This is a genomic window from Rhodococcus sp. IEGM 1351, assembly GCF_030056875.1.
Lineage (GTDB): Bacteria > Actinomycetota > Actinomycetes > Mycobacteriales > Mycobacteriaceae > Rhodococcus_F > Rhodococcus_F opacus.
Genome location: NZ_JASHKU010000013.1, coordinates 164,184 through 190,194, shown reverse-complemented (window position 1 = coordinate 190,194; position 26,011 = coordinate 164,184). Strand labels below are relative to the sequence as shown.

At 68.3% G+C, this 26,011-nt stretch carries 18 protein-coding genes (1 of these 18 running past the window's edge); 8 read left to right on the top strand and 10 right to left on the bottom strand.

What is annotated here, in order from left to right; genetic code table 11:
• Positions 1-15: 15 nt before the first annotated feature.
• On the bottom strand, positions 16-783 hold the full coding sequence (locus QM806_RS23095; protein ID WP_283292980.1) for a TSUP family transporter: 768 nt from the start codon (positions 781-783) through the stop codon (positions 16-18).
• Between the two features lie 46 nt (positions 784-829).
• On the opposite strand from QM806_RS23095, the gene QM806_RS23090 reads away from it, so the two are divergent.
• Positions 830-1,993 carry a sensor histidine kinase gene (locus QM806_RS23090; protein WP_037205116.1) on the top strand — a complete coding sequence of 388 codons (1,164 nt, stop codon included), beginning with the start codon at positions 830-832 and terminating at the stop codon, positions 1,991-1,993.
• A 10-nt stretch (positions 1,994-2,003) separates the two neighbouring features.
• Here the strand turns inward: QM806_RS23090 and QM806_RS23085 are convergent, their stop codons facing one another.
• The 3 genes from QM806_RS23085 to QM806_RS23075 all read right to left on the bottom strand — a co-directional run bounded on the left by QM806_RS23085 (position 2,004) and on the right by QM806_RS23075 (position 5,771).
• The gene (locus tag QM806_RS23085; protein ID WP_037205128.1) at positions 2,004-2,408 is read right to left on the bottom strand and encodes an Rv0313 family protein; all 405 of its coding nucleotides are present in this window, start codon (positions 2,406-2,408) and stop codon (positions 2,004-2,006) included.
• Positions 2,409-2,524: 116 nt separating this feature from the next.
• Positions 2,525-4,180: an amidohydrolase gene (locus tag QM806_RS23080; protein WP_283292978.1), complete on the bottom strand. Its 1,656-nt coding sequence runs from the start codon at positions 4,178-4,180 to the stop codon at positions 2,525-2,527.
• A 64-nt stretch (positions 4,181-4,244) separates the two neighbouring features.
• Complete coding sequence (locus QM806_RS23075; RefSeq protein WP_054246453.1) at positions 4,245-5,771, bottom strand: APC family permease; 1,527 nt, start codon at positions 5,769-5,771, stop codon at positions 4,245-4,247.
• Between the two features lie 166 nt (positions 5,772-5,937).
• On the opposite strand from QM806_RS23075, the gene QM806_RS23070 reads away from it, so the two are divergent.
• Positions 5,938-6,666, top strand: a complete 729-nt coding sequence (locus QM806_RS23070; protein ID WP_005575312.1) for a TetR/AcrR family transcriptional regulator — start codon at positions 5,938-5,940, stop codon at positions 6,664-6,666.
• Between the two features lie 49 nt (positions 6,667-6,715).
• Here the strand turns inward: QM806_RS23070 and QM806_RS23065 are convergent, their stop codons facing one another.
• The 5 genes from QM806_RS23065 to QM806_RS23045 form a co-directional block, all read right to left on the bottom strand.
• Positions 6,716-7,009, bottom strand: a complete 294-nt coding sequence (locus QM806_RS23065) for a nitroreductase/quinone reductase family protein (RefSeq protein WP_005575311.1) — start codon at positions 7,007-7,009, stop codon at positions 6,716-6,718.
• Between the two features lie 73 nt (positions 7,010-7,082).
• A complete protein-coding gene (locus QM806_RS23060; protein ID WP_054246452.1) occupies positions 7,083-8,636 on the bottom strand; it encodes a glycosyltransferase family protein in 1,554 nt (517 codons plus the stop codon).
• 237 nt (positions 8,637-8,873) lie between these two features.
• Entirely contained in the window at positions 8,874-9,545 is a 672-nt protein-coding gene (locus QM806_RS23055) for a PAS and ANTAR domain-containing protein (RefSeq protein WP_054246451.1), read from the bottom strand.
• 123 nt (positions 9,546-9,668) lie between these two features.
• Positions 9,669-9,953 (bottom strand): YciI family protein, encoded by a 285-nt coding sequence (locus QM806_RS23050; protein ID WP_005575305.1) that lies wholly within the window; start codon positions 9,951-9,953, stop codon positions 9,669-9,671.
• An 11-nt stretch (positions 9,954-9,964) separates the two neighbouring features.
• On the bottom strand, positions 9,965-10,393 hold the full coding sequence (locus QM806_RS23045) for a CBS domain-containing protein (protein ID WP_005246355.1): 429 nt from the start codon (positions 10,391-10,393) through the stop codon (positions 9,965-9,967).
• A gap of 177 nt (positions 10,394-10,570) precedes the next feature.
• Here QM806_RS23045 and QM806_RS23040 point away from each other — a divergent pair, with 177 nt between their 5' ends.
• Positions 10,571-11,230, top strand: a complete 660-nt coding sequence (locus QM806_RS23040) for a response regulator (RefSeq protein ID WP_005260679.1) — start codon at positions 10,571-10,573, stop codon at positions 11,228-11,230.
• A 27-nt stretch (positions 11,231-11,257) separates the two neighbouring features.
• Here the strand turns inward: QM806_RS23040 and QM806_RS23035 are convergent, their stop codons facing one another.
• Positions 11,258-11,875 carry a hypothetical protein gene (locus QM806_RS23035; protein WP_005260678.1) on the bottom strand — a complete coding sequence of 206 codons (618 nt, stop codon included), beginning with the start codon at positions 11,873-11,875 and terminating at the stop codon, positions 11,258-11,260.
• Positions 11,876-12,077: 202 nt separating this feature from the next.
• Between QM806_RS23035 and QM806_RS23030 the strand changes: the two genes are divergently transcribed.
• The 5 genes from QM806_RS23030 to QM806_RS23010 all read left to right on the top strand — a co-directional run.
• Positions 12,078-12,584 carry an FxsA family protein gene (locus QM806_RS23030; protein ID WP_005575303.1) on the top strand — a complete coding sequence of 169 codons (507 nt, stop codon included), beginning with the start codon at positions 12,078-12,080 and terminating at the stop codon, positions 12,582-12,584.
• A 12-nt stretch (positions 12,585-12,596) separates the two neighbouring features.
• On the top strand, positions 12,597-14,201 hold the full coding sequence (locus QM806_RS23025; RefSeq protein WP_064080336.1) for an amidohydrolase: 1,605 nt from the start codon (positions 12,597-12,599) through the stop codon (positions 14,199-14,201).
• Positions 14,191-15,894, top strand: a complete 1,704-nt coding sequence (gene lnt, locus QM806_RS23020; protein ID WP_054246448.1) for an apolipoprotein N-acyltransferase — start codon at positions 14,191-14,193, stop codon at positions 15,892-15,894. The genes QM806_RS23025 and lnt overlap by 11 nt, the downstream gene beginning before the upstream one ends.
• Entirely contained in the window at positions 15,821-16,603 is a 783-nt protein-coding gene (locus QM806_RS23015) for a polyprenol monophosphomannose synthase (RefSeq protein WP_283292973.1), read from the top strand. The genes lnt and QM806_RS23015 overlap by 74 nt, the downstream gene beginning before the upstream one ends.
• A 269-nt stretch (positions 16,604-16,872) precedes the next feature.
• Positions 16,873-26,011, top strand: partial view of a non-ribosomal peptide synthase/polyketide synthase gene (locus QM806_RS23010; protein WP_283292971.1) — the 5' portion only. The gene runs 20,399 nt beyond the window's last position; the window shows 9,139 of its 29,538 coding nt (coding positions 1-9,139); it begins with the start codon at positions 16,873-16,875; its stop codon lies beyond the right edge, outside the window.

Here is a 26,011-nt window from a genome sequence, read left to right as displayed (position 1 = left end):
ACCGTAGTCGGTCGCTCAGCCGAATTGCTGCCAACCCAACCGGATCACCATCGCGATCACCACGATCAGCAGGGTGATCCGGACGAATCCGGCGCCCTTGCTCAGCGCCATCCGCGAACACGTGATCGCGCCGATCACGTTGCAGACCGCCATGCCCAGGCCGAGCGCCCACAGCACGTGGCCGGCGGCGGCGAAGAACACCAGCGCACCGAGATTCGATCCGAGATTGATCACCTTCGCCATCGCGGCACTGCGTACGAATTCCGTGCCCAGGAACGTGGCGAAACTGATGATGAGGAATGTGCCGGTGCCCGGCCCGAACAGTCCGTCGTAGAACCCGAGGAGACCGGCGGACAGCAGGACGACCGCGATTACCTTCCGCCGTGTCGGCGGATCCTTCGCCAGCGTGGTGCCGAGCTGTGGACGGATCGTCACGAACACGGCGACGCCGACGAGCACCGCCATGATGAGCGGGATGAAGACGTCCTTGTCGATGCGTGACACCGTTGCCGCGCCGAGCGCGGACGCCACCGCCGCGAGCAGGCCGGCGGGAACCAGCAGCCGCCAGTTCATGGGGATGCGGCGCGCGAACGTGACGACGGCGGCGGATGTGCCGGTGAACGCGGTGAGCTTGTTGGTGGCCAGCGCCGCCTGCGGCGTCAGCTGCGGTGCGACGAGAAACAGTGCGGGAATGAGGATCAGTCCGCCGCCGCCGACGACGGCATCCACCCACCCGGCGGCCGTCGCAGCGGTGAGAAGAAGCGCCCAGTCGCCCACATTCATGGTGCAGACTCAACCACACCCACCCTGAGGTACTTACGCTGTGCACATGCGGAGGTTCAGTCTGTGGCTGCGAGGAAAGCCGACGGTTGCGGACTCGATGTTGGCGGCGATCCTGTTCGCCCTCGAGGTGTTCGTGTTCACTGCGTCGGGAGACCGCTCGCCGTGGGTGCAGCTGGTCATGGGTTTCCTGCTGTGCCTGCCTATCGCGTGGCGTCGCAAGTATCCGCGGGCGGCGGCCGGTGCCGTTCTGGTGGTGTCGATCACGATCACGTTCGTCAGTTACTCGATCGGTGACCTCGACGCCGAGCATCCCGGTCTGCTGGCGCTCGCCGTCGCCCTGTACACGCTCGTCGCCTACGTCGACCGCCGGACCGCCGCCATGTACGCGGTGGGCCTCGCCGTGGATTCGGCCCTGTCGATCTGGTTACTGGAACAGGAACTGCTGGCGGCCGGACTGTTCTCGGTCCTCGTCTTCGCACTCTCCTGGATCACGGCGGAGTTCCTCGGCGCCCGCCGGGCCTACGACGAAGAGGTCGCCGCGCGCCTCGTCGTCGCCGACTACGACCGGGATCGTCGCGCCGAGGACGCGGTGGCGGCCGAGCGGACCCGGATCGCCCGGGAATTGCACGACGTCGTCGCGCACGCGGTGAGCGTGATGATCGTTCAGGCCGACGGCGCGTCCTACGCCTTGAAGAGCAACCCCGACATCGCGAAGCAGGCACTCACCAACATCGCCGGCACCGGGCGGGAGGCTCTGGCGGAACTGCGGCGCACCGTCTCGCTGCTGCGCACCGAACCGGCGACCGACGACATGCCCCAGCACGGCACGGCCGGCCTCGCCCGGGTGGTCGACATGATGCGCAGCGCCGGACTGCCCGTGGAACTCGAGCTGACGGGGGAGTTGGACGACATCAGCCCGGCGGTCAGTCTCGGCGTCCACCGGCTGGTCCAGGAATCGCTGACGAACGTGCTGCGGCATGCCGGAGAACGTCCGCGCGCGAAGGTGCGGGTGCGGCGCCGCGAGACGGACGTGCTCGTCGAAATCACCGACAACGGCAACTCGTCCGGGCAGTTCTCGCTCGGATCGGGCAACGGGCTGCTGGGGATGCGGGAGCGGGTCGCCGTGCTGCACGGCACCCTCGAGGCGGGACGGCAGACCGACGGCAGTTGGCGGGTCACCGCGGAGTTGCCGCTCGAGCTCGAGGACTGAGCGGCCCCGGCTACTCCGTCTCTGGTGGTGTCGCTTCCTCCGGCTGGTCGAGGACGCTGACGGTGACGCCATAGGGAAGGAACCGCACCGACCGGTGAGGATCCGTGTTGTGCTTGTGCGCGCGGAGCGCATCGAGTTCGGTGGCATACACCTGCTCGACCCGTGCGACGCCCTCGCCGTCGAGCGTGTAGATCGCCCACACACCGTCACCGGTCTCACCCGTCGTTTCCGGCTTCGACGCGCCGCGCGGCGACCGGGCGAAGTCCGCGAACACGCCCGTCCACGGAATCTGAGAATCTGCCTGGTCCAGGAACCTGACGATCCGGTCCTTGACGCCCTGCAATTCCTCGCCGGCCTCACGGATCACGCGGTCGAGATCGTCGGGGTCGAACCCGAACGGCCTGTTGTCGCCCATCACTGTCTCCTGACTTCGGCGGGACACCTCCAGTGTGGCCGCGGATGCCGATCGGCGCCACGACGGTCCGCCGACCGGCATCCGCGCCGCCGACCAGGGCTGCCTCCCGCTGGTCCTCAGGCGTCCGGTGCCGTGTAGACGCGATCACCGCCCACATAGGTTAGGACGGCCCGGGTCTCGCCGATCGCGTCGGCGGTTCCGGTGAACGGATCCCGGTCGAGGACCACCAGGTCGGCGAGCTTGCCCACCTCGATGCTGCCCGTGTCGTCGAGGTGGTTCACGTACGCGGACCCGGCGGTGTACGCGGTGAGTGCGGCCGTGAGGTCGATTCGCTGCTCCGGGAGGAACACCGGGCGTCCCTGCCCGTCCCGGCCCGGCAGTACGCGATTGACCGCGACATGGATGCCGTGGATCGGGTCGGCGCTGCTGACCGGCCAGTCGCTGCCGGCCGCCAGCGTTGCGCCCGAGCGCAGCAGGGAACCGAAGGGGTACTGCCGGCGGGAGCGTTCGTCCCCGAGGAACGGAATGGTGAGTTCGTCCATCTGCGGCTCGTGGGCTGCCCACAGCGGTTGCATGTTGGCCGTGACGCCGAGCGCGCGGAAACGGGGGATGTCGCCCGGGTCCACGACCTGCAGGTGGGCGAGGTGCGGCCGGGTGTCGCGGAATCCGTTCGTCGTCCGAGCGGCGTCGACCGCGTCGAGCGCATCCCGCACGGCCCGGTCGCCGAGCGCGTGGAAGTGCACCTGAAATCCGAGGGCGTCGAGCTCGGTGACGTAGCCGCGCAGCTCGTCCGGGTCGACGAAGCTGGTCCCGGAATGGGCTGTCGCGCAGCCGCATCCATCCAGATACGGGGAGATCATGGCCGCGGTGCGGGATTCGGCGACACCATCGAGCATGATCTTCACGGTGTCGGCCCGCATCCTCCCGACGCGGAGAAGGGACCGTCGCCGGAGCAGGTCGGGGACCTGCTCGGCGCCCCAATCGCGATCCCACCACAGGGCGCCCGCAACCCGCGCGGTGAGGGAGCCGTCGCCGGCCGCGGTCAGGTAGGCATCGGAGACATCGGAGATCCCGGAGGTGTCGCCGAGTAGCGCGTCCTGCCACGCGGTGATGCCGAGCGAATGCAGGTGCTGCTGGGCGTGGAGCAGCGCCTTCAGCCGGTCGTCGGGGGTGTGCTGCGGGGTGTGGCAGCCGACCAGCTCCATCGCAGACTCCTGGAGCATGCCGGTCGGCGCGCCGTCGGCGTCGCGTTCGATACGTCCGCCGACGGGATCGGGAGTGTCTCGAGTGATGCCCGCGAGGTCCAGAGCTCTCGTGTTGGCCCATGCTCCGTGATGGTCGCGGTTGGGCAGAAACACCGGCCGATCCCGCACGACGGTGTCGAGGAGTTGCGCGGTGGGTGTGCCCCCGTCGAACGCCTCCATCGACCACCCGCCGCCGACGATCCACGGCAACTCCGGGTGTGCGCCGGCGTAGCTGCGGATGGCGGCGAGGGTGGCGGCGGCGTCGCTGGTGCCGGTGAGGTTGCAGCGGGCGTACTCGAGGCCGGCCACCACGGGATGGATGTGCGCGTCCTGGAAGCCTGGCAGCAGCAGCCTGCCGGTGAGGTCGACGACCTCGGTGCGGGTGCCGATCAGCTCCCGGACCTCGTCGTGGCCGACGGCTGATATCCGGCCACCGGTGACGGCGACCGTCGTGGCGCGGCTGCGGGCCGGGTCCAGGGTGGCAATCGATCCGCCGGTGAAGACCAGATCTGCGGGTCCTGCTGACATCGGAAATCTCCTATCGGGAAGTGCTGTCGTCGGTATTCGGATCAGGTTGTGTCGCGCTGATCGGTCAGGGGGTGGTCACGGGAACTTCGGTGGGCGCGCCGAGCAGGTCGGCGTCGCCGGCATCCGTTCCGCGGCCGGTGACGAAATAGGGCGACCGGCGGACCCACTTCGCGTGCGCGGCCACCACCAGCCCCGAGATCAGGATGAGGACCGGGAACAGCAGCTGAAACCAGCCGTTGGTCGCACTGAATTCGAGATGATCTGCCGAGGTGTAGAAGATCCAGCCCAGGTAGCCGCCCAGCGCCAGCAACACCAGGGCGCTGAGGGCGGGAAACACCACCGCGCGCAGCCCCTCCCACGGATGCTCGCGCAGGAGGCCGCGGAACCGGACAGCGGCGGCGAGTGCCGTCAGGCCGTACCAGACGGCGACCACCAGGCCGATCGAACTGATGCCCGCACCGAGAAGGTCGCTGAGTTTGGGGATGACCGTGGCCAGCAGCGCGACCACGGCGGAGATGGCGCCGAGCAGCACGGTGCCGGCCGCCGGGGTTCCGTAACGGGAATGGATGCGGGTCCACACCGGGCCGAGAGTGCGGTCCCGGCCCATTGCGAACAGTCCACGCGCGCTGGGTATCACGGTGGCCTGGAGCGACGCGACGACGGAGAACATCAACGCGACCACGGGGAGAGCCGCCAATGGCTGCCGGGCGAGTGCCTCGCCGAGGAACGCGAGCCCGACGGTCCCGTTGTCCGCCAGTTCCGTGGGGGTGAGGACGCGCTGGAACGCCACCGCACCGAGCAGGAACAATCCGAGGACCAGGAAGACGGTGATCACCCCGGCGCGGGACGCGTCGCGCGGGTCGCGCACCTCCTCGCTCACGCTGAACGCCGCTTCGAAACCCCAGTAGAAGAAGACCGCGATCACCATGCCCTGAGCCAGCACGGCGAACGAGGGAATCGCAAAGGGATCGAACCAGGAGAGGGAGAACGGCTGGCTCCCGGCGAACAACCCGTACGTGCAGAAGCCGATCAACACGACGTACTCGAAGACGAGGAGATACTTCTGCAGCCGGGCCGCGACCGCGACGCCGCGGACGGCGGTGAAGGTCACCGCCCCCAGGATCGTCAGCCCCAGCATCGTGGACTGGAGCGTGGAGTCGGGATCGAGGGTGAGCCCGCCGATGCTGTGCAGGCCGGCCATGCCGGCGAGTTGCAGGATCGCGGACCCGGCGATCGCGGTGGTGTAGGCCATGAACACGACAACGGCGACGATGGCCATCCAACCGGTGAGGAAGCCCAGCCACGGACTGAGGCTGCGGCCTACCCAGACATAGCTGTTGCCGCAATTGGGTTCGACCCTGTTGAGCCGGGCGTATCCGCTGGCAATTCCCAGAATCGGGACGAAGGCCAGTACCAACACCACCGGCATCTGGAGACCGACCACGGCGGCGATGACTCCCAAGCCGACACCGATGCTCGTCGTCGCCGCGGTACTCGAGGCGGCGATCGCAATTCCGTCGATGACGCCGAGGGATTTGCGGAGGGCGGTCGCCCTCGGCGCGTCGACCGCGCCGTTGTTCACTGCTGCCATGTGTGCGTCGCTTTCGATGGAGGGATGGGAGGGATGAGAGGCCACGCACCGATCCGCATTCTCGTGTCCGCGGCCTGGGGCTTCGCTCCCTGTGACATGCAACACTGTCGCCGATTGCAGCGTCAACGGTGTTGGCATAAGCTTCCGTGGACGGAAGGGAGCCGGGATGGCGAAGCAGGTGGTCTCGGACTCGGCCAGGAAGAGGCGCAGGCCGACGAAGCAGGGTGCAGTTCTCTCGGAGCAGCTGATCATGGAGACGGCGCTGCGGTTGCTCCGCCACCACGGCAGTGCCGGTCTGTCCGTCCGGCGCCTCGGGGCTGCGCTCGGGGCCGACCCCAGCACCCTGTACCGGTACTTCCGCGGCATCGACGACCTGACGTTAGCGATCGCCGACGAGCTGATCGGTCGGTCGTTCCACGGGTGGGAACCCACCGGGGACTGGTGGCGGGACCTCCACTCTCTCGGAATACGTTCGCATGCAGCGTATCTGGACCATCCCCAGGCGGCAGTCCTGTCGGCCAGCCGCGTCAGCGGTCGTACCTCGGAGAAAGCAGCCGTCGACACGATCCTCGGAATACTGCGCGAGGCGGGATTCCCCGACGGCGCAGCAGTGCGCCTCTACCGCGCGTTCGTGGACCAGATGCTGGCCTTCGCAGCCCTCGACGGAGCCGAACTCGCTCTACCCGAGGACGTCCGCGAGTCCGATCGGCAACTGTGGCGATCCGCCTACGCGCAGCTGCCTGCCGAGACGCATCCGCACATCGCTGCGACCGCGGGTCTTCTCGTCGACCTCTCCGACCGCAGCGCCTATCCCGACGCACTCGAACTGCTCCTCGACGGCGCTCGCACCCTGCTTCACCGACTCGACGCGAAGCGAGAATCCGCGACGTCGTGACAAGCGCTCGGCTCGAATCGTGGCCGAACGGGCCGGGGGAGTCGCCGGATTACCTGGGAGCATCCCGGAGCTCGATGACGAGTGGCCGACCTGTGTCGAACCAGTACCGGTGCAGATCCTTGATCTTCGCGCGCGTAGGCAACCCGCGTAGATGCACGGCGCATTCGCCATAGTCGAACACATTGACCGTCTCGCAGATAGCGTCCCGGGCATCGTCGAGCTCCGCACGATCGGTGATCTCTCGCGCGAGTCCATCGCACCAACCCGCCGGCATCCGCAGCCGGACCCGTGGGTTCCCACGGATGTTCCACACCCAGCCTGCGACGAAATCCGGGCGCGTCATCGCCAACGCGGGTGGCAGAAGCGAGACCAGGTAGGCACGGTCCCCGTCTTCGAGGGCAGACTGGGCGACGACGTCAGCCGCCGGCGAGCGGCACCAGGATGAAGTGGCCGGCTCCGCGGGCGGCGGAGAACACGTCCCAGGACATCGGGCCGCCGGGACCACGGCCTTCCTGGTAGCGGAGATCGAATGCGGGGTTCACGGGTGCGAGCCGGTAGTCGAAGAAGGCGTAGTTCGCGCGCAGCAATGTGCGCGTCGGTTCGGTGGCCTCCGCGAGACGGGGCACCAACCGGTCCTCGACCACCAATCCGCGGTCGGAGAATTCGTCGACGATGACGCATTCACAGAAGTACGCGAGGGTCCCGATCTCACCGGGGGATCGCACCGGTGCCTCCCCGACGAGGGTCCCGACCGCCCGGCCGACCCGCTCGTAGTCCTGCGCACTCGCCCAGTTACCGAAGATGGGGGGTGCGTCCCACGGGAGACCGCTCTCGACGTCGTAGTACACGGCGCCGGCGCCCAGCACGGCGAGCAGGCCGGCCAGTGTGCCGGCGACAGCGCGGTCCGTGGCGTTGCGCGCGGCGCTCCAGTGGATGCCGGCGGCGAGGACGGCGAACATCGCCAGCGTGGTCGCGGGCGCCACGTAATACCAGTGGTACGGCACGGTGTCGAGCACGACGTAGGCGGCGTAGTAGAGAGCACCGGACAGTCCGAGCGCGAGCAGCGGCACAGGCACCGGTCGCTTCCCCGGCCTGGCGTACGAGGCGAGCGCGACGAGAATCAGAACGAGTGCGAGGGCCGCGGGACCGAATGCCGCCACAGTCCGCCACGGGTTGGACTCGAAGTACATGATCGGGCCGGTGAGGTAGTTGTAGCCGCCCACATCGGAGGCCTGGCCCTGCTTGATCAGGAAGGTGTCGGGCAGAGCCGAACCGAGGACGATCCAGCTGAACAGGTACCACGGCCCGGCGATCGCGGCGAAGCCGGCGAGAGCGCGGCGCAGTTGCGTGCGAATCGCCGGTGACAGGGCGGCGATGACCACGACGAAGACGAGCAGGTCCAGACGTACCAGCGACGCCATGCCCGCGGCCGCGCCGAACCAGGCGGCCCTGCCTTCGAGCGCGAACCACACCATCACCGCGACGGCCGCCGGGATCAGCAGCACCTCGAGTCCGACCGCGGACAACACGAACGGGTTGAACACCACCAGCGCACCGGCGAGCACCGCCCAGACGGTCCCGAGGCCGAGGCGCCGGCACGTGCGCGCCAGCACCCAGCCCAACAGGGCGGTGACCGCGACGTTGAGCATTCCGAGCGCGAACAGGGGATCGCCCGGGCCCCACAATCGGGTCAGGAACGTCAATGCCCCGAGCACGAGCACGTTGAGCGGGGACGTCGACGTGTTCGCGGTCAGTCCGTTTACGATCGCCCACTCCCCGTGGACGGCGAGGTTCCTGGCGGCCGACAGACTGATGTAGGCGTCGTCCGTCAGGCTGCCGGAGACGATCCAGAACAACACGGCCGCCACCACCGCGCCGGACGCGGCGAGGATCGCCGGCGCCCGAAACGGGCTCGGTACCGGTGGCGGGGCAGACCGCTCGAGCGGTTCGTTCAGCAATCCTGTGGACACCGCGACATCCTAGAGAGTGGAGCCGGGACCGCTGCTCGCAGCCACCGAACTCGGCGGCGACACGGTCACCGGTTCCCGGAAATGTCCTCCCGCGCGAACTCGCAGGTGCCTGTCGACTGTTTAGTCATTCGAGAAGACGGGAAATCGACGCCCCAGGGCCGGAAGCGTCACCGGTGGCACCGCCGGCCCAGGTTCCGCGGGTTGAGCCCCCAGGTCGCGGGACCGCCCCGGGCTTTCCTATCGGCGGTGCCGCTCGTGAGCGGTGAGCAGCAGAGCGTCGAAACGGTCGCGAAACGAAGTGGGCGTGTGGATTTCGTCGCCGAATGCGAGAACGAGTTGCTCCGCGATGACGCGGATCTTCGTGTTCGTCTGCTGTGACCGCCACGTCAGGAGGTCGAAGGCGGCGTCGGCGGAGATGGAGTAGACGAGCATCAGCGCACCCTTGGCCTGTTCGATGACTGCCCGCGAACGGACGATGTCGAGCGAAGCGACTTCCGCCGTGTCGAGCAAGCGGGGGTTGTCCCAGATCTCGTCGGTCCTGTCCTGCCACACGAGCACGACGAAGCGGGCGTCCGCGGAGGTGAACATGGAGGCGACCCCGTGCGCCCACAGCCAGTTCCCGTTCCTGTGCCGGACGCGGGCATAGCCCGCTTGGGCGGCGCCGGTATCGAGGACACCCCCGACGAGGCCGAACCACCGCGGCGCGTCCGACGGGTGCATCAAACCGGCGAGGTCCACACGATCGAACTCGTCCAATCGGTAGCCGACGAGGTCGGCCAGGGCCGGGTTCGTCAACACCAGTCGCCGTCGGTCGTCGTACACGCAGACGGGGCGCGGCAGAGAGACCACCAGCGAGGTGAACGCGTCGTGGCCGAGACTGTCGGTCGGTGCGAGGGGGAACCCGGACATGCGTACTTCCTTCAGTTCTTCGCCCCGACGACGACTCGTACAGCCGATCGTCGCGGCGTGCGCAGAACGATCCGCTAGAGGGATTCGGAGCCGAGCCCTGTTCGGCTGGGTGTGACGTGCGTCCTACTCGCTGAATTCGCCCATCGCGGGCGTCCATTCGCGGATCTGCACCTTCTCGACCAGATTTTCCTGTACGAACGGATCCTGCGCGAACAGGCGCGCGACGGCGTCCTCGTCCTCGGCCTCGACGATGAACAGCGCACCGTGGCCGTCGGCGAGGGGGCCGGTCGAACGCATGACCTTGCGGCGGACGAGTTCGGTGAGCCACCCACGATGCTGCGTCCGGTGATCGTCGCGCAGGGACGACGTCTCGGGGCTGTACGTGTATTCCACGACGAACAGGGCCATCAGGTTCTCGCTCAGCCGTGGTCGATGTACGACTCGAGCTGGTCGCGTTCGGTCTGCAGCTCGCCGATCCGGCTCTTCACCACGTCGCCGATGCTGACGATGCCGACCAGCTGCCCGTCCACGATCACCGGCAGGTGCCGGATCCGGCGTTCGGTCATGGTTTCGGCGAGACTGTCCACGGTGTCGGTCGGGAGACAGGTGAACACCGATGTCGTCATGATGTCCACGACCCGGGCATTCAGGATGTCGGGGCCGCGCTCGTGGATGCGGCGCACGACGTCGCGTTCGGTGACGATCCCGACGACGGCGTCGTTCTCCGTTACCACCAGGGCGCCCACATTGTGCCTGGCGAGTTCGCCGATCAGTGTGCTGACCGGCATCTCCGGATCGACCGTCACCACGGCCGGACCCTTGTTCCGCAACACATCCGCGATTCGCATCTGGACACCCCGATCTGTGGGCACTCCGACTGGCCGCCGATTCGATCATAGGCAGACTTCGAGCGTATGCCAGCGCTTCTGCCGGTCTTGGTTTGGTTATCTACTCGTGACCGCCGTGTCCCGCGGGCCGGTGTGCGGGTCGGGCGCCCACCGGGACTGCGGTGTTAGGTTGGCGCTGTGCCGATCACCGTGCTACTCGTCGACGACCAGGAACTGATGCGGATGGGCCTCAACATGGTGCTCGACGCTCAGGACGACATCACTGTCGTCGGTGAGGCGAGCGACGGAGCGGCGGCCGTCGCCGCGGTCCGCAAACTCGAACCCGATGTGGTGTTGATGGACGTCCGTATGCCGGTGGTGGACGGGGTCAGCGCGACCGCCCAGATCCTGGAGTCGGGGGTCGCGAGTCGCGTGCTGGTGATGACCACCTTCGACCTCGACGAGCACGCCATGGGTGCGTTGCGGGCCGGGGCCAGCGGCTTCCTGCTCAAGGACACCCCGTCGGAAGACCTGGTGTCGGCGATCCGCAGTGTGGCCGCGGGGGACGCAGTGGTGTCGCCGAAGGTGACCCGCCGGTTGCTGGCGAGGTTCCTCGACGACGGCCCCGGTCCGCTTCGTGACCCGGAGGTCCTCGACGTGCTGACCGAGCGTGAACGGGAAGTGCTGCAGCTGGTCGCCACCGGCTTGTCGAACACGGAGATCGCCGGTCAGCTCTTCCTCTCGGAGTCGACCATCAAATCGCACGTGGGCCGGATTCTGACCAAGTTGAACGTCCGCGACCGGGTCCAAGCAGTGGTGCTGGCCTACGAGACGGGCCTGGTGCGACCCGGCTCGTAGGCCGGCGGGTGGGGAAGCGTACTGCCGCTAGACGGTGAAGGTGCCGACGGTCGGGACCACGGTGCACGTGACGGAGTCGGCGTAGCCGACCGTCCCGAACATCGTCGCGAGGACGGTTCCCTTGCCGGTGTCGACGATCTTCGACAGCAGCGGGGTATTGATGATCGGAAGCTTGTCGTCGAGCTTGACGATCCCGCCCTGGAACGTCGTGAGGTTGATCCAGGCGACGCTGAGGTCGGACGACTGCGGGATCGCCACGTAGGCGGGGATGGCCTGGAATCGGAGTTGGTTCGCGGTGATCTGGGGGAACAGGTTCGGTCCGCCCTGAGCGCTCGCCAGCGTGACCGTCGCGGGCTTGTCGGCGACGCCGCACCCGAGCGTGGGGGACGGGTACATGAAGTCCTGCGGTGTGGTGAGTCCGACCTCGAGCACATCCTTCGGGATGAACACGCTGGCGCCGAGAAGAGCGTCCACGGCGGCCGTCGCGGCGGGGGAGACCTCGGTGGCCAGCGCCTGCAGTTCGGCGGCACCCTTCGCGAAGTCGGCGACCGGTGCTGCCGATGCCGGTCCCGAAGACAGCATGCCGAAGGCGGCTGCGGACGCGAGAACGATTGCGGCTCGGCGGAAGACGGTGGAACGAGTCATATCGGCTCCTCGTTGTGCGCGGGGTCGGAAGACCCCCATCGCAGTGAACTGCATCATGCGCAGACTCTCAATGTCAACTTGAGGTTTAGCATTGTGAGCGCTTCGATATCAACGGCCGGGAGAAAATCGGCGCCGTCGAACGTTGAACGATCAGACGGTTGACCCAGACCCTCGATGACCCGGCCGTCCGAAAGGGGGCGTCATGTACGCCGCACTGTTCCTGTTGTACGTAGTGGTGGAGATCGCCGCTCTCGTCCTGGTCGGTAACGCGATCGGCGTGCTGTGGACGGTTCTCCTCCTGCTCGGTGGAACGCTGATCGGACTGTTGCTGATGCGGTCGCAGTGGCGTCGTGTGATGGACGGCCTGCGCCGGGCGGCGAGCGGCGACGGCTCTCCTGGTGCGGCGGTCGCGGACGGCGCACTCGTCGCGTTGGGCTCCGCGCTGATGTTCGTCCCCGGCCTGGTCACCTCGGTGCTCGGGCTGCTCTTCCTCGTTCCCCCCACCCGGTGGGCACTTCGGCCCGTCGTGGTCCTGCTGGCAGGCAGGCGTGCCGCCACCGTCGCGGCCGGGGCGGAAGCGTTCGCGCGGGCACCCCGGCGGGGTGGCGGCGAAGTGATCGAAGGGGAGGTGGTCGACGAGGTCTTCGAGGGCGTAGTGATCGACGAGGAGCCCCGAACCCCGACCCGTGATCCCCGCGTTCTGCCCTAACAGGCAGACTGGTTGCCTGTGACTACACAACTGCTGGTCGACGGCCGAATCTACAGTTCCTTTGCTCCAGACGCCACGTCGATGGCAGTGACCGACGGCGTCGTGTCGTGGGTCGGCGACGACCGCGCGGCCCGTGCGCTGCACCCCGGTGCCGACGTGGTCGACCTCGGCGGCGCGTTCGTCACCCCGGCTTTCGTCGATACCCACGTGCACGTCACAGCGCTCGGCCTGAACATGGTCGGACTCGACCTGGTCGGTGTCGGATCGCTTCGCGAATGCCTGGACCGGCTCGCCTCCTTCGCCCGCACCCACGGCGACGCAGTCATCTGGGGACACGGCTGGGACGAATCGGCGTGGCCGGACGGCGCCGGTCCCACCACGGCGCAACTCGACGAGGCCGCGCCCGGACGCACGGTGTATCTGTCCCGGATCGACGTCCATTCGGCAGTCTGCTCGACGGCCCTGCGCCGGTCGGTCCCGGATCTGAGCGACACCGCCGGCTTCTCGCCGGAGGGGCCGCTGACATTCGAGGCGCACCACGCCGCCCGCACCGTCGCGCGCTCGCTGCTGACGGCCGAGCAGCGTTCCGCCGCCCGCATCGCCGCCCTCGACGCCATCGCCTCCCGCGGCATCGTCGCAGTGCACGAGTGCGGGGGCCCCGACATCGCCGGACTCGACGATTTCCGTGAACTCCTCGCCACCCCGCACGGTGTCGAGGTCCGCGGCTACTGGGGTGAGGCGGTCGCCGACGCCGACGAGGCCAGAAAGCTGTTGAACACCACCGGCGCCCACGCGCTGGGCGGCGACCTGTTCATCGACGGATCCCTCGGCTCCCACACGGCGTGGCTCAGCGAACCCTATGCCGATCTGGCCGGCGGGACCGGCAAGAGCTACCTGGGAGTCGACGAGATCGCCGCACACGTGCGCGCCTGCACCATCGCCGGAATTCAGGCCGGATTCCACGTCATCGGCGACGCCGCCGTCCGGGCCGCGGTCGACGCGTTCGCCGTCGTCGCCGACGAACTGGGCGGTCCCGCGGTCGCGAAGGCCGGGCACCGACTCGAACACGCCGAGATGTTGACCGGTGACGACGCGGCGCGGCTCGCGCAGTGGGGTGTGATCGCCAGCGTCCAGCCCGCGTTCGACGCCCTGTGGGGTGGGACCGACGGCCTGTACGCGCAGCGCCTCGGAACCGAGCGTGCCCTCACCCTCAACCCGTTCGCCGCCGCCGCCTCCGCCGGGGTGTCGCTGGCACTGAGCTCCGACGCACCCGTCACCCCGGTCGACCCGTGGGCGATGCTGCGCGCGGCCGTCCACCACCGCACGCCCGGCAGCGGGATCTCCCCCCGCGCGGCGTTCTCGGCTGCCACGCGCGGCGCGTGGCGGGCCGGCGGGGTCCGGGACGGTCTTGCCGGGACGCTCGACCCCGGAGCGCCCGCGTCGTACGCCGTGTGGGATGCCGGTGAACTCGTGGTCAGCGCCCCCAAGGACTCCGTGCAGCGGTGGTCGACCGATCCCCGGTCCCGGGTCCCGGCCCTGCCGCGGCTCGAGGACGACGCGCCCACACCCGTGCTGCTGCGTTCGGTGCACCGGGGGAGCGTCGTCCATGAGCGGTAGCACCACGTCTCGCTGGACCACCGGAAAGCGCGGCGTGCTGGTACGTTCCGTCCTGTCGGTGGCCGCGGGATTCCTCGTGTTCTCCGGCTTTCCGCCCCGCCCCCTCTGGTTCCTCGCACCCATCGGCATCGCCCTGCTGACGCTGATCCTCACCGGTGCGGGGGGTGCGGCACCGAGATTGCGCGCGGGCTTCGGCTACGGCTACCTCGCGGGACTCGGCTTCCTCGTGCCGCTGCTCCCGTGGATCGGGGTGTTCGTCGGCGCCCTCCCATGGCTTGCCCTCGCCGCGGTCGAGTCGCTGTACATCGGATTGTTCGGGGTGCTCGCCGTGCTCGTCTCCCGGCTGCGCTGGGCCCCGCTGTGGATCGCGGCGTGCTGGTCGCTCACGGAGTGGCTGCGCGCCAGCGTGCCGTTCGGTGGCTTCCCCTGGGGGCGGTTGGCGTTCGGCCAGTCGGAGGGCTGGTTCCTACCGCTCGCGAGCATTGGCGGTGCCCCGTTGCTCAGCTTCGCCGTCGCGCTGACCGGCGCCGGACTGGCATCCGTCGCCGTGACGGTGCGGGCCCGGGTGAGCGGCGCCACGAACTGGACGCGGCCGCTCGCAGGCGGTCTGGTCGCCGCACTCGCCGCGACGGTCGTGTCGCTCGCGCTGGGGCCGACGCTGCCGGGCATGGACTCGGGAGACCGGACGATCACCGTCGCCGCGATCCAGGGCAGCGTCCCCAAACTAGGACTCGACTTCAACGACCAACGCAAGCGGGTCCTCGACAATCACGTGAACCGCACCCTCGAACTCGCAGACGACGTCGCGTCGGGCGCGGCGCCGCAACCCGACCTCGTCGTCTGGCCGGAGAACGCGTCCGACATCGATCCCCTGCGCAACGCCGACGCCGCCGCCGACATCTCCCGGGCGTCCGAGGCGATCGGTGCGCCGATTCTGGTGGGTGCGGTGCTCGTGAATTCCGACCGCACCACCACCAACTCGGTGATCGTGTGGGACGGCGATGCGGGACCGCAGGAGCAGCACGACAAGAAGATCATCCAGCCGTTCGGCGAGTACCTGCCGTACCGCGGGTTCTTCCGGCACTTCTCCTCGTATGCCGACCGGGCGGGCAACTTCGTTCCCGGGGACGGGGACGGGGTCGTCCACGCGGACGGAATCGCCGTCGGGGTCGCGACCTGCTACGAGGTGGCGTTCGACCGGGCGTTCGAGCAGTCGGTGCGCAGCGGCGCCGAACTGCTCGCCGTCCCCACCAACAACGCCACGTTCGGCGACACCGAGATGACCTACCAGCAGCTCGCCATGTCACAGGTGCGGGCCGTAGAGCACGGTCGCGCCGTCGTCGTCGCCGCGACCAGCGGTGTGAGCGCGATCATCGGCCCCGACGGGTCCACGGCGGCGGAAACCCCACTTTTCGTACCCGCGGCCCTGGTGTCGCAGGTGCCGCTCCGCACCGGTACTACGCTGGCAAGTCGGCTCGGCCCGATTCCGGAGGTTCTCCTCTGTGTCGGCGCCGTCGCTGCCGTCGCGTTCGCCGTGGTGCAACGACGACGCACAGTTCGCCCACTGATTCAACGCAGTACCGAGAAGGCGCCGGCAGTTGCCGGCAGGGAGGATCCTCATGGCATCGGAGACCGATTCCGGGCAGAGCGGGGCACCGAGCGCACGGACTCTGGTGATCATTCCGACGTATAACGAGCGGGAGAATCTCGGCCTGATCGTGGGCCGCCTGCATGCGGCGCTGCCGCGGACGCATGTTCTGGTTGTCGACGACGGCAGCCCCGACGGCACCGGAGACATCGCGGACGCCCTCGCGTCGAACGACGACGCCGGCCGCATCCACGTGATGCACCGCACCGAGAAGAACGGTCTCGGAGCCGCCTACATCGCCGGATTCCACTGGGGCCTGGACCGGGACTACACCGTCCTCGTCGAAATGGACGCGGACGGCAGCCACGCGCCCGAGCAGTTGCATCGCCTCCTCGACCAGGTGGACGCCGGCGCCGACCTCGTGCTCGGTTCGAGGTACGTGCCGGGCGGCACGGTGGTCAACTGGTCGAAGCACCGCGAGTGGCTCTCGCGCGGCGGGAACATCTACTCGCGGCTCGCCCTGGGCGTGAAGATCAAAGACATCACCGGCGGATACCGGGCGTACCGCCGTGAGGTGCTCGAGAAGCTCGACCTCGCTGCGGTGGAGTCGCATGGCTACTGCTTCCAGGTGGACCTGGCGTGGCGGGCCATTCAGGAGGGCTTCGACGTCCGCGAAGTTCCCATCACGTTCACGGAACGAGAGATCGGCGAATCCAAGATGAGCGGCGGGATCGTCCGCGAGGCGCTCCTCAAGGTCACACAGTGGGGGCTGCGGAATCGAATCGCCAAAATCAAGGGTGTGACAGCCGGCTGAGGCTCGGCACCGACCGCTGCCCCACTCCTTCCGGGAAGGAGTGGGGCAGTGCTATATCTGTGGTCCGGAAACAGGATCCACGTGGGTAAACCCGCGCGGTGTCCACATTATGAGACGCCGTGAAACGGTCTGAACCGTACGTCCGATAGGAACCTGAAGCGTACTCCCGGGTAATGTTCGGTAAATTCCCAGGTTCGCAGGTCACTATGAGTTTCTTCGGTGGCCGGTGGGTTCGTCCCACCGCCGGAGCGGGAAAGAGGACGAACAAGGTGGTCGAAGCTGTGCCGAGTGGTGACGTGACCACCGAGGGTCGCCTTCCGGACGGTGCATTTCCGCTCTCCGCCGCTCAGCAGGGCATGTGGTTCGCCCAGCAACTCGATCCCGACGTACCCGTCAACATCGCGCAGTGCGTCGAACTGGTGGGTGCCCTCGACGTACCGCTGCTGTCGGAGTCGATGATCACCGCGGGCCGTGAGCTCGGCTCCGCATTCCTCCGACTCGTCGAGGTCGACGGGGTTCCCTACCAGCTGGTCGATCCGACCCTGGAAGCATCGGTCCGGTTCGTCGACCTGCAGCACGAGCCCGATCCGCGGGCCGCGGCCAAGGAGTGGATGCGGCAGGAGTACACCGCCCCGCTCAACGTGTGCCGCGATCGGCTCACGACCTCGGCGCTTCTGCGCATCGGGCCGGATCGCCACTACTGGTACAGCAGGGTCCACCACGTCGCGCTCGACGGCATGGGATCGGTGACCCTCGTCGACCGGACCGCGGAGCTCTACACCGCAGCCGTCGAGGGGCGCGCCGCCGGGCCGTCCAAGGCTGCCGAACTCACCGACGTCGCCCGGGTCGACGACGACTACCGGACGTCGGCGCGCTACCGGGCCGACCGGGAGTACTGGTCCGAGCGGGTGTCCACCATCGGCGAACCGCACAGCCTCGTCGACCGGAGCGCCCCCGCGCGGGCCCGGAGCCGCACGACGGGCGGCCAGATCCCCGACGCCCTCGTCGACCACCTCGAGGCTGCGACGGACCGCCACGACTCGTCGACCGCGTTCGAGGTCATCGCCGCCTTCGCCGCGTACCTTTCCCGGATGACCGGACGCGAGGAGGTCGCGGTCAGCCTGCCCGTCACCGCCCGCACCACCGCGCTGCTCCGCCGCTCGGGCGGCATGGTGTCCAACGTCGTCCCGTTGCGCCTGCACGTGCGCCCGGACATGACGAACACGGATCTGGTGGCGGCGGTCCGGCTGGAGGTCACCGCGGCGCTCCGGCATCAGCGGTACCCGCACATCGACCTCCGTCGCGACGCGGCCATCGATCATCAGGGCTTCTACGGCCCACTGATCAACGTCATGCTGTTCCACAACGAGATCACCCTCGGCAGCATCGTCGGCAGGCTCGAACTGCTGTCCACCGGACCGATCACCGACCTCGCCGTCAACGTCTATCACGGGGTCGCCGGCACCAGCCTCAACCTGGACCTCGAGGCCAACCCCGACCTGTACTCCGAAGACACCCTCGCCGCGCATCACGCCCGCTTCAGCCGGTTCCTCGGCGCGTTCCTCATCTCCGACGGACCACGACGGATCGGCGACCTCGACATCCTCGACGAGGACGAACGCCGCAGCCTGCTGCCGGCCACCGGGCGCGCCGGATTCGCACCCGTCACCGTGCCGGATCTACTCGCCGGGGCCGTGCGCAGCAACCCGGACGGCGATGCCCTCGTCGCACCCGGGCACGGGACGTCCGCCGCCGCCCTGAGTTACCGCGCCCTGGACGAGACGTCGAACCGGCTCGCTCGACTCCTGATCGACCTCCAGGTCGGCCCCGAGGTCGCGGTCGCGCTGGCGCTGCCGCGGTCGGTCGAGTCCGTGTCCAGTGTGTGGGCGGTGGCGAAGGCGGGGGCGGCGTTCGTTCCGGTGGATCCGGGTTATCCGTTCGAGCGGATCGCGTTCATGCTGGAGGATTGTGGGGCGCCGATCGGGATCACGACCGCCGCGTTGCGGGAGGGTTTGCCCGACGCGACCCAGTGGATCGTGCTCGACGACGCGGAGGTTGTGTCTGCCGTTGCCTCGTATCCGGCGGATGCGGTCACCGACGCCGACCGGACGGGTGTGTTGTCGGTGGATCATCCGGCGTATGTGATTTATACGTCGGGGTCGACGGGTCGGCCGAAGGGTGTGGCGGTCACGCATCGGGGTGTGGTGAATCTGGCTGCGGATGAGCGGGATCGGTTGGGGGTGGGCGCGGGTTCGCGGGTGTTGCATTTCGCGTCGCCGAGTTTCGATGCGTCGGTGTTCGAGTTGGTGATGGCGGTGTGTGCGGGGGCGACGCTGGTGGTGGCGCCGACCAGTATTTTCGGTGGTTCGGAGTTGGCGGAGTTTGTTGCCGAACATGAGGTGTCGCATGCGTTTTGCACGCCGGCGGCGTTGGCGTCGTTGGATCATCGGGGTCTGGACCGTTTGAAGACGGTGGTGGTGGCGGGTGATGTGTGTCCGCCGGAGTTGGTGTCGCGGTGGGCGCCGGGTCGGGTGATGGTCAATGCGTATGGTCCGAGTGAGACGACGATCATGTCGTCGGCGACCGGTCCGTTGGTGCCTGGGCGGGCGGTGAGTATCGGGTCGCCGACGGTGGGTGTGGATCTGGTGGTGCTGGATCGGCGGTTGCGTCCGGTTCCGGCTGGGGTGCGTGGGGAGTTGTATGTTCTCGGGTCGAGCTTGGCTCGCGGGTATGTGGGTCGGGCCGGGTTGACGGCGGGGCGGTTCGTGGCGTGTCCGTTCGGTGCGGGTGGGCGGATGTATCGCACGGGTGATGTGGTGCGGTGGGTGACCGCCCCGGACGGGCCTCCGGTTCTGGAGTTTCTGGGCCGCAGTGATTTTCAGGTCAAGATCCGGGGGTTCCGGATCGAGTTGGGTGAGATCGACGCCGCGTTGGCAGCGCATCCGGTGGTGGAGTTCGCCCACACGGTTGGTCATGACGACGGGGGTGGGAGTAGTCGGCTGGTGTCGTATGTGTTGCCGGCGCCGGGCGTAGAGGTCGATACGCGGGTGTTGTCGGGGTTCGTGGGGGAGCGGTTGCCGGGGTACATGGTGCCGTCGTCGATCGTGGTGTTGGAGTCGTTGCCGCTGACCCCGGCGGGCAAACTCGACCGCAACGCCCTGCCCGCACCGGTATTCGCCGCACGCTCGGCCGACATCGTGCGCCCGAAAACGGTCACCGAGGAGGTCCTCCTCGGGATCTTCCGCGACGTCCTCGGCCTACCCGAACTGAGCGTCGACACCAGCTTCTTCGAACTCGGCGGCAACTCGCTGATGGCCACCCAGGTCGTGTCCCGGGCGAACACCGCCCTCAGTGTGCGGATCGGAGTCCGGGACCTCTTCCAGTCGCCGTCGGTGTCGCAACTGGCGGTCGCGGTGGCGAACACGAGCCCGCACACCGACCCGCGGCCGGTGCTCGAAGCACGGCAACGACCCGACCGCGTGCCGCTGTCCGTCGCGCAGCAACGCATGTGGTTCCTCAACCAGTTCGACACGGCATCGCCCGCCTACAACCTGCCGATCGCGTTGAGGCTCACCGGCCCACTCGACCGCAATGCCCTGCGAGCGGCGCTCGACGACGTCCAGGAACGTCACGAAGCGCTGCGCACCCTCTTCCCCCATACCCCTGACGGACCCCACCAGCTGATCATGCCCGCCGTGAGTGTGCTGGCAGGCGACGATCCGATCGACGTCGACGCGGATTCGCTCACCGCCGCGGTGACGGCACTCGGCGGTGCCGGATTCGACCTCACCATCGACAGACCGCTGCGCGCCGGGCTGTTCCGTGAGGCACCCCACCGGCACGTTCTCGTCCTCGTGGTTCATCACATCGCCGCCGACGGCTGGTCGATGACGCCGCTGGCCGCCGACGTGATGGTCGCGTACGCGGCGCGGGCAGCCGGTCACGCACCTACCTGGGCACCGCTCCCGGTGCAGTACGCCGACTACAGCCTCTGGCAGCGGGACCTACTGGGTTCGGAAGACGACCCGAACAGCCTGTCCGCCAGGCAGATCGCCCACTGGCAGGCAGCGCTCACCGGTGTGCCGCCACTGATCGAGCTGCCCACCGACCGGACACGGCCCGCCGAGATGTCCCACCGGGGCGGGCGTGTCGAGTTCACGATCCCGGCCGACGTGCACGGGCGTCTCGTCGATCTCGCACAGAGCACCGGCACGACGCCGTTCATGGTGACGCACACCGCGCTGGCGGTGCTGCTCCGCCATCTCGGCGCCGGATCGGACATCGTGATCGGCACACCGGTCGCGGGACGCGGCGAGGAAGCGCTCGACCACCTCGTCGGCATGTTCGTCAACACCCTCGTGCTCCGCACGACCGTCGACCCCGGCGACACCTTCGGTGACGTACTCGCCCGCACCCGCGACGCCGACCTCGCCGCGTTCCAGCACGGCGACGTCCCGTTCGAGCGCCTCGTGGAGGTGCTCAGCCCCGCCCGGTCGTCGGCACACCACCCGCTCTTCCAGGTGATGCTCACCTTCCAGAACACCGCGAACACCCGGGTGGAACTCGACGGACTCGAGGTCGATGCCGCCGAGATCGACGTCCACGTGGCGAAGTTCGACCTACAACTCACCGTCGTCGAGCAGTTCGACTCCGCCGGCGTCCCCGCCGGGCTGGCCGTGCAACTGTCCTATGCGACAGACCTGTTCGACGAGGACACCGCCGTGTCGATCGGCGAACGGTTCGGCCGGCTCCTCGACGCGGTCGTCGACAACCCGCCGGTCTCGGTCGGCGACATCGACCTGCTCGACGCGGACGAGCGGTCCGCCCTCGCGGCGGCCAACGCAACGCACCACCCCGTGCCAGCGGACACCCTGGTGTCGTTGTTCGCGGCTCAGGCCGCCGCCACTCCCGACGCCGTGGCGCTGGTATTCGAGGACCGGTGGCTGACCTACGCCGAATTCGACAAGCACACCGACCGCCTCGCCCGCTACCTGATCGGAATCGGAGTGGGACCGGAGTCCGTCGTCGCGGTCGGGATACGCCGATCACTCGATCTGCTCGTCGCCATCTACGCGATCGTGAAGGCAGGAGCCGCATACCTGCCGATCGATCCCGATCACCCCGCCGAGCGCACCGCATACGTGCTCGACACCGCCCAGCCGGTGTGCGTGCTGACGCGCGCCGACGACACCACCTTCAGCACCGCGGCACCGGTGGTGAACGTCGACACCCTCGACCTCCCCGACGAGGACTCGGCACCGATCTCCACCACGCTCACCGCCGACAACACGGCGTACGTGATCTTCACGTCCGGGTCGACGGGCCGGCCGAAGGGCGTCGCCGTCACCCACGGTGCGATCGTGAACCGCCTGCAGTGGATGCAGCACGAATACCGGCTGACTTCGGACGACGCGGTGATGCAGAAGACTCCGGTGACGTTCGACGTGTCGGTGTGGGAGCTGTTCTGGCCGCTGCAGGTCGGTGCCACGCTGGTGATCGCCGCACCGGACGGACACCGCGACCCCGACTACCTCGCCACCCTCATCCGTCGGCACCGCATCACCACGATGCACTTCGTGCCGTCTATGTTGTCGGTGTTCACTGCCGAACCTGCTGCGGCGCAGTGCGATTCGTTGCGGTTGGTGTTCTGTTCGGGGGAGGCGTTGACGCCGGAGCAGGTGTCGCGGTTCCGGGCGGTCAGTCGTGCGGATCTGCACAACTTGTACGGTCCGACGGAGGCCGCGGTCGATGTCACGTATTGGGAAACCGGTGCGGCGGACACGGTGACGGTGCCGATCGGGAGTCCGGTGTGGAACACGCAGTTGCATGTGCTCGATTCGCGGTTGCATCCGGTGCCGAACGGGGTGGCGGGGGAGTTGTATCTGGCGGGGGATCAGCTGGCGCGGGGATATCTGAACCGGCCGGACCTGTCGGCGGACCGGTTCGTGGCGAATCCGTATGTGGCGGGTGGGCGGATGTACCGCACGGGTGATCTGGTGCGTCGCCGCACCGACGGTGCGCTGGAGTATCTGGGGCGGACCGATTTCCAGGTGAAGTTGCGCGGTCAGCGGATCGAGTTGGGGGAGATCGAGACCGCGCTCGAGACCCATCCAGATGTGTCGCAGGCGGTCGTGGTGGTGCACCGCGACGACCGCGGCGAAGAGGCCCTCGTCGCCTACACGGTCGGGGCCGTGGACGTCGCGGCGACCGATCTCCGCGACCACCTTGCCCGGGTTCTCCCCTCGTACATGATCCCGGTGCACGTCGTGCACCTCGACACACTGCCGCTGTCGGTGAACGGCAAACTCGACCGCAAGGCCCTGCCCGCGCCGAATCTCGACGCGGCGACCACCGACTACGTGGCACCGCGGACGCCCGCCGAGATGATCGTGGCCGGTGTGTTCACCGAGATCCTGGGGGTCGAGCGGGCCGGCGTCCACGACCACTTCTTCGACCTCGGCGGCAACTCGCTCGTCGCCACCCGACTCGTGTCGCGACTGCGCACGGCGCTCGGCGTCCCGGTGTCGCTGCGCGACGTCTTCGATGCGCCGACCGTCGGCGCGCTCGCGCAACGGTACGAGGGCGTCGACCGAGACACGAACCCCTCGAGTCCCGCACTGGCCCCGCAGCTGCGGCCGGAGCGGGTGCCGTTGTCGCCCGCCCAGCAGCGGGTGTGGTTCCTCAACCAGTTCGATACCTCGAGCCCCGTCTACAACCTGCCTCTCGCCGTGCGGTTCTCGGGTGACCTCGACGTCACGGCACTGAACCGCGCGCTCCGTGACGTGCTGAACCGGCACGAATCGCTGCGCACCGTCTTCCCCGGCTCAGACACGGGACCCTGGCAGCGCATCCTCGACGCCCACGACGTCGACCTCGGCCTCACCGTCGTCGAGGCCCGGGAGGCCGACCTCGACAACTCGATCCGGACGTTCGCCCTCACCGGCTTCGACGTCAGCACCGAGATTCCCGTGCGCGCGCAACTGCTGCGCGTCCGGGACGACGAGCACGTGCTGACCCTCGTGGTGCACCACATCGCCGCCGACGGATGGTCGTTCGCGCCGCTGTCCCGCGACCTGATGCTCGCGTACGCCGCGCACAGCGGTGGCCACGAGCTACAGTGGACGCCGCTGCCGGTGCAGTACGCCGACTACACACTCTGGCAACGAGAACTCCTCGGCGAGGAGGACGACCCGAACTCCCGTTCCGCCCGCCAACTCTCCTACTGGGGAACCGCGCTGGCCGGGCTGCCGGACAGCATCGACCTGCCCACAGACCGACCCCGACCCGCCGTCGCGTCGAAACACGGCGCGACCCTGTCGTGGGAGGTCTCCGCGGAACTGCACCAACGCCTGCTCACCCTGGCCCGCACCCAGAACGCCACCCTGTTCATGGTCGCGCACTCGGCCCTGTCGGTACTGCTCAGCAGGCTCGGCGCGACCACCGACATCGCGATCGGCACGCCCGTCGCCGGACGCGGCGAACGCGAACTCGACGACCTGGTCGGCATGTTCGTCAACACCCTCGTCCTCCGCGCACAGGTGGACCCGGCATCGTCGTTCACCGCACTGCTGCAGCAGGTCCGCGACGTGGACCTCACCGCGTTCGCCCACGTGGATGTGCCGTTCGAACGTCTCGTGGAGCATCTGAACCCTACCCGCACGGCAGCCCACCACCCGCTGTTCCAGGTCGCGCTGTTCTTCCAGAACCACGCACCCGCACACCTCGAACTCCCCGGCCTGTCGGTGTCGAGCGAACCGGTCCTCCCCGACGTCGCCGCGTTCGACCTGCAACTCGTCCTCACCGACACCCACGGCGCCGACGGCAGCCCCGGCCCCATCGCCGCCGAATTCAATTACGCCACTCAACTGTTCGACGAGAGCACGATCCGCTCGTTCGGTGCACAGTTCGTCCGGATCCTCGAGGCGGTCACTGATGCACCGCAGACGCCGGTCGGCGACATCGCGATCGCCGACCCGACTGCGCGCCTCCGGGAACTGGCCGGGTGGAACGCCACGGACCACGAGGTTCCCGTCGCCACCCTGCCGGACCTGTTCGATGCGCAGGTGGCGCGCACTCCCGGCGCGACGGCCCTGGTCTTCGACAGCGTTTCCCTGACCTACGCCGAGCTGGACGAGCGGGCGAATCGGCTCGCCCGGTATCTCGTGTCGTGCGGTGTGGGGCCCGAATCACGGGTCGCGCTGGCGATGCGGCGCTCGCTGGACCTCGTGGTGGGAATGTACGCCGTCGTCAAGGCGGGCGGCGCGTACGTGCCCGTCGACCCCGATCACCCCGCCGACCGCATCGGGTACGTGCTGCAGTCCGCCGGGCCGATCCGCGTCCTGACCACCACCGTGGATCAGCCCGCACTTCCGTCCGGCGTGGACGTGGTCACCATCGACGACCTCGACCTGACCGACTTCTCCGGCGCGTGCGTCACCGACGCCGATCGGGCGCATCCCCTGCGCGCGGACAATACCGCCTACGTCATCTACACGTCCGGGTCGACCGGTAAGCCGAAGGGTGTGGCGGTGCCGCACGCGGGCATCGTGAACCAGTTGGTGTGGATGCAGTCGGAGTACCCGCTCACCGCGCGGGATGTGGTGTTGCAGAAGACGGCGACGACGTTCGACGTGTCGGTGTGGGGGTTCTTCTGGCCGTTGCAGGTCGGTGCGGCGATGGTGTTGGCGAGTCCGGACGGGCACCGGGACCCGGGGTATCTGGCGGAGGTGATCGACGCGCAGGGGGTGACGGTCACCGATTTTGTGCCGTCGATGTTGGATGTGTTCGTTGCGTCGGTACCTTCCGGCTCGTGTTCGAGTCTGCGGCATGTGTTCGTGATCGGTGAGGCGCTTTCCCCCGAAACCGCAAGTCGTTTCCGGGCGCTGTCGTCTGCCGGGTTGCACAATCTGTACGGGCCGACGGAGGCCGCGGTGTCGGTGACGTACTGGGAGACGTCGGACGCCGACGACACGACTGTGCCGATCGGTGTGCCGGAGTGGAACACTCACGCGTACGTGCTCGATTCGCGGTTGCATCCGGTCCCGGTGGGGGTGCCGGGGGAGCTCTACCTCGGTGGCATCCAGTTGGCGCGGGGGTATCTGGGCCGGGTGGATTTGACGTCGGATCGGTTCGTGGCGAATCCGTTCGGTGATACCGGGGCGCGGATGTACCGGACGGGTGATCTGGTGCGGCGTCGGAGGGACGGGGTGCTCGAGTACATCGGGCGTACCGATTTCCAGGTGAAGTTCCGTGGTCAGCGGATCGAGTTGGGGGAGATCGAGGCGGTGTTGCGGTCGCATCCGGAGGTGACCGGTGCTGCGGTCCTCGTCTACTCGGATGCCGCGACGGGTGATCATCTCGTGGCGTATGTGGTTCCCGCCTCCGGTCGCGCTGTCGACGCCGCGGCAT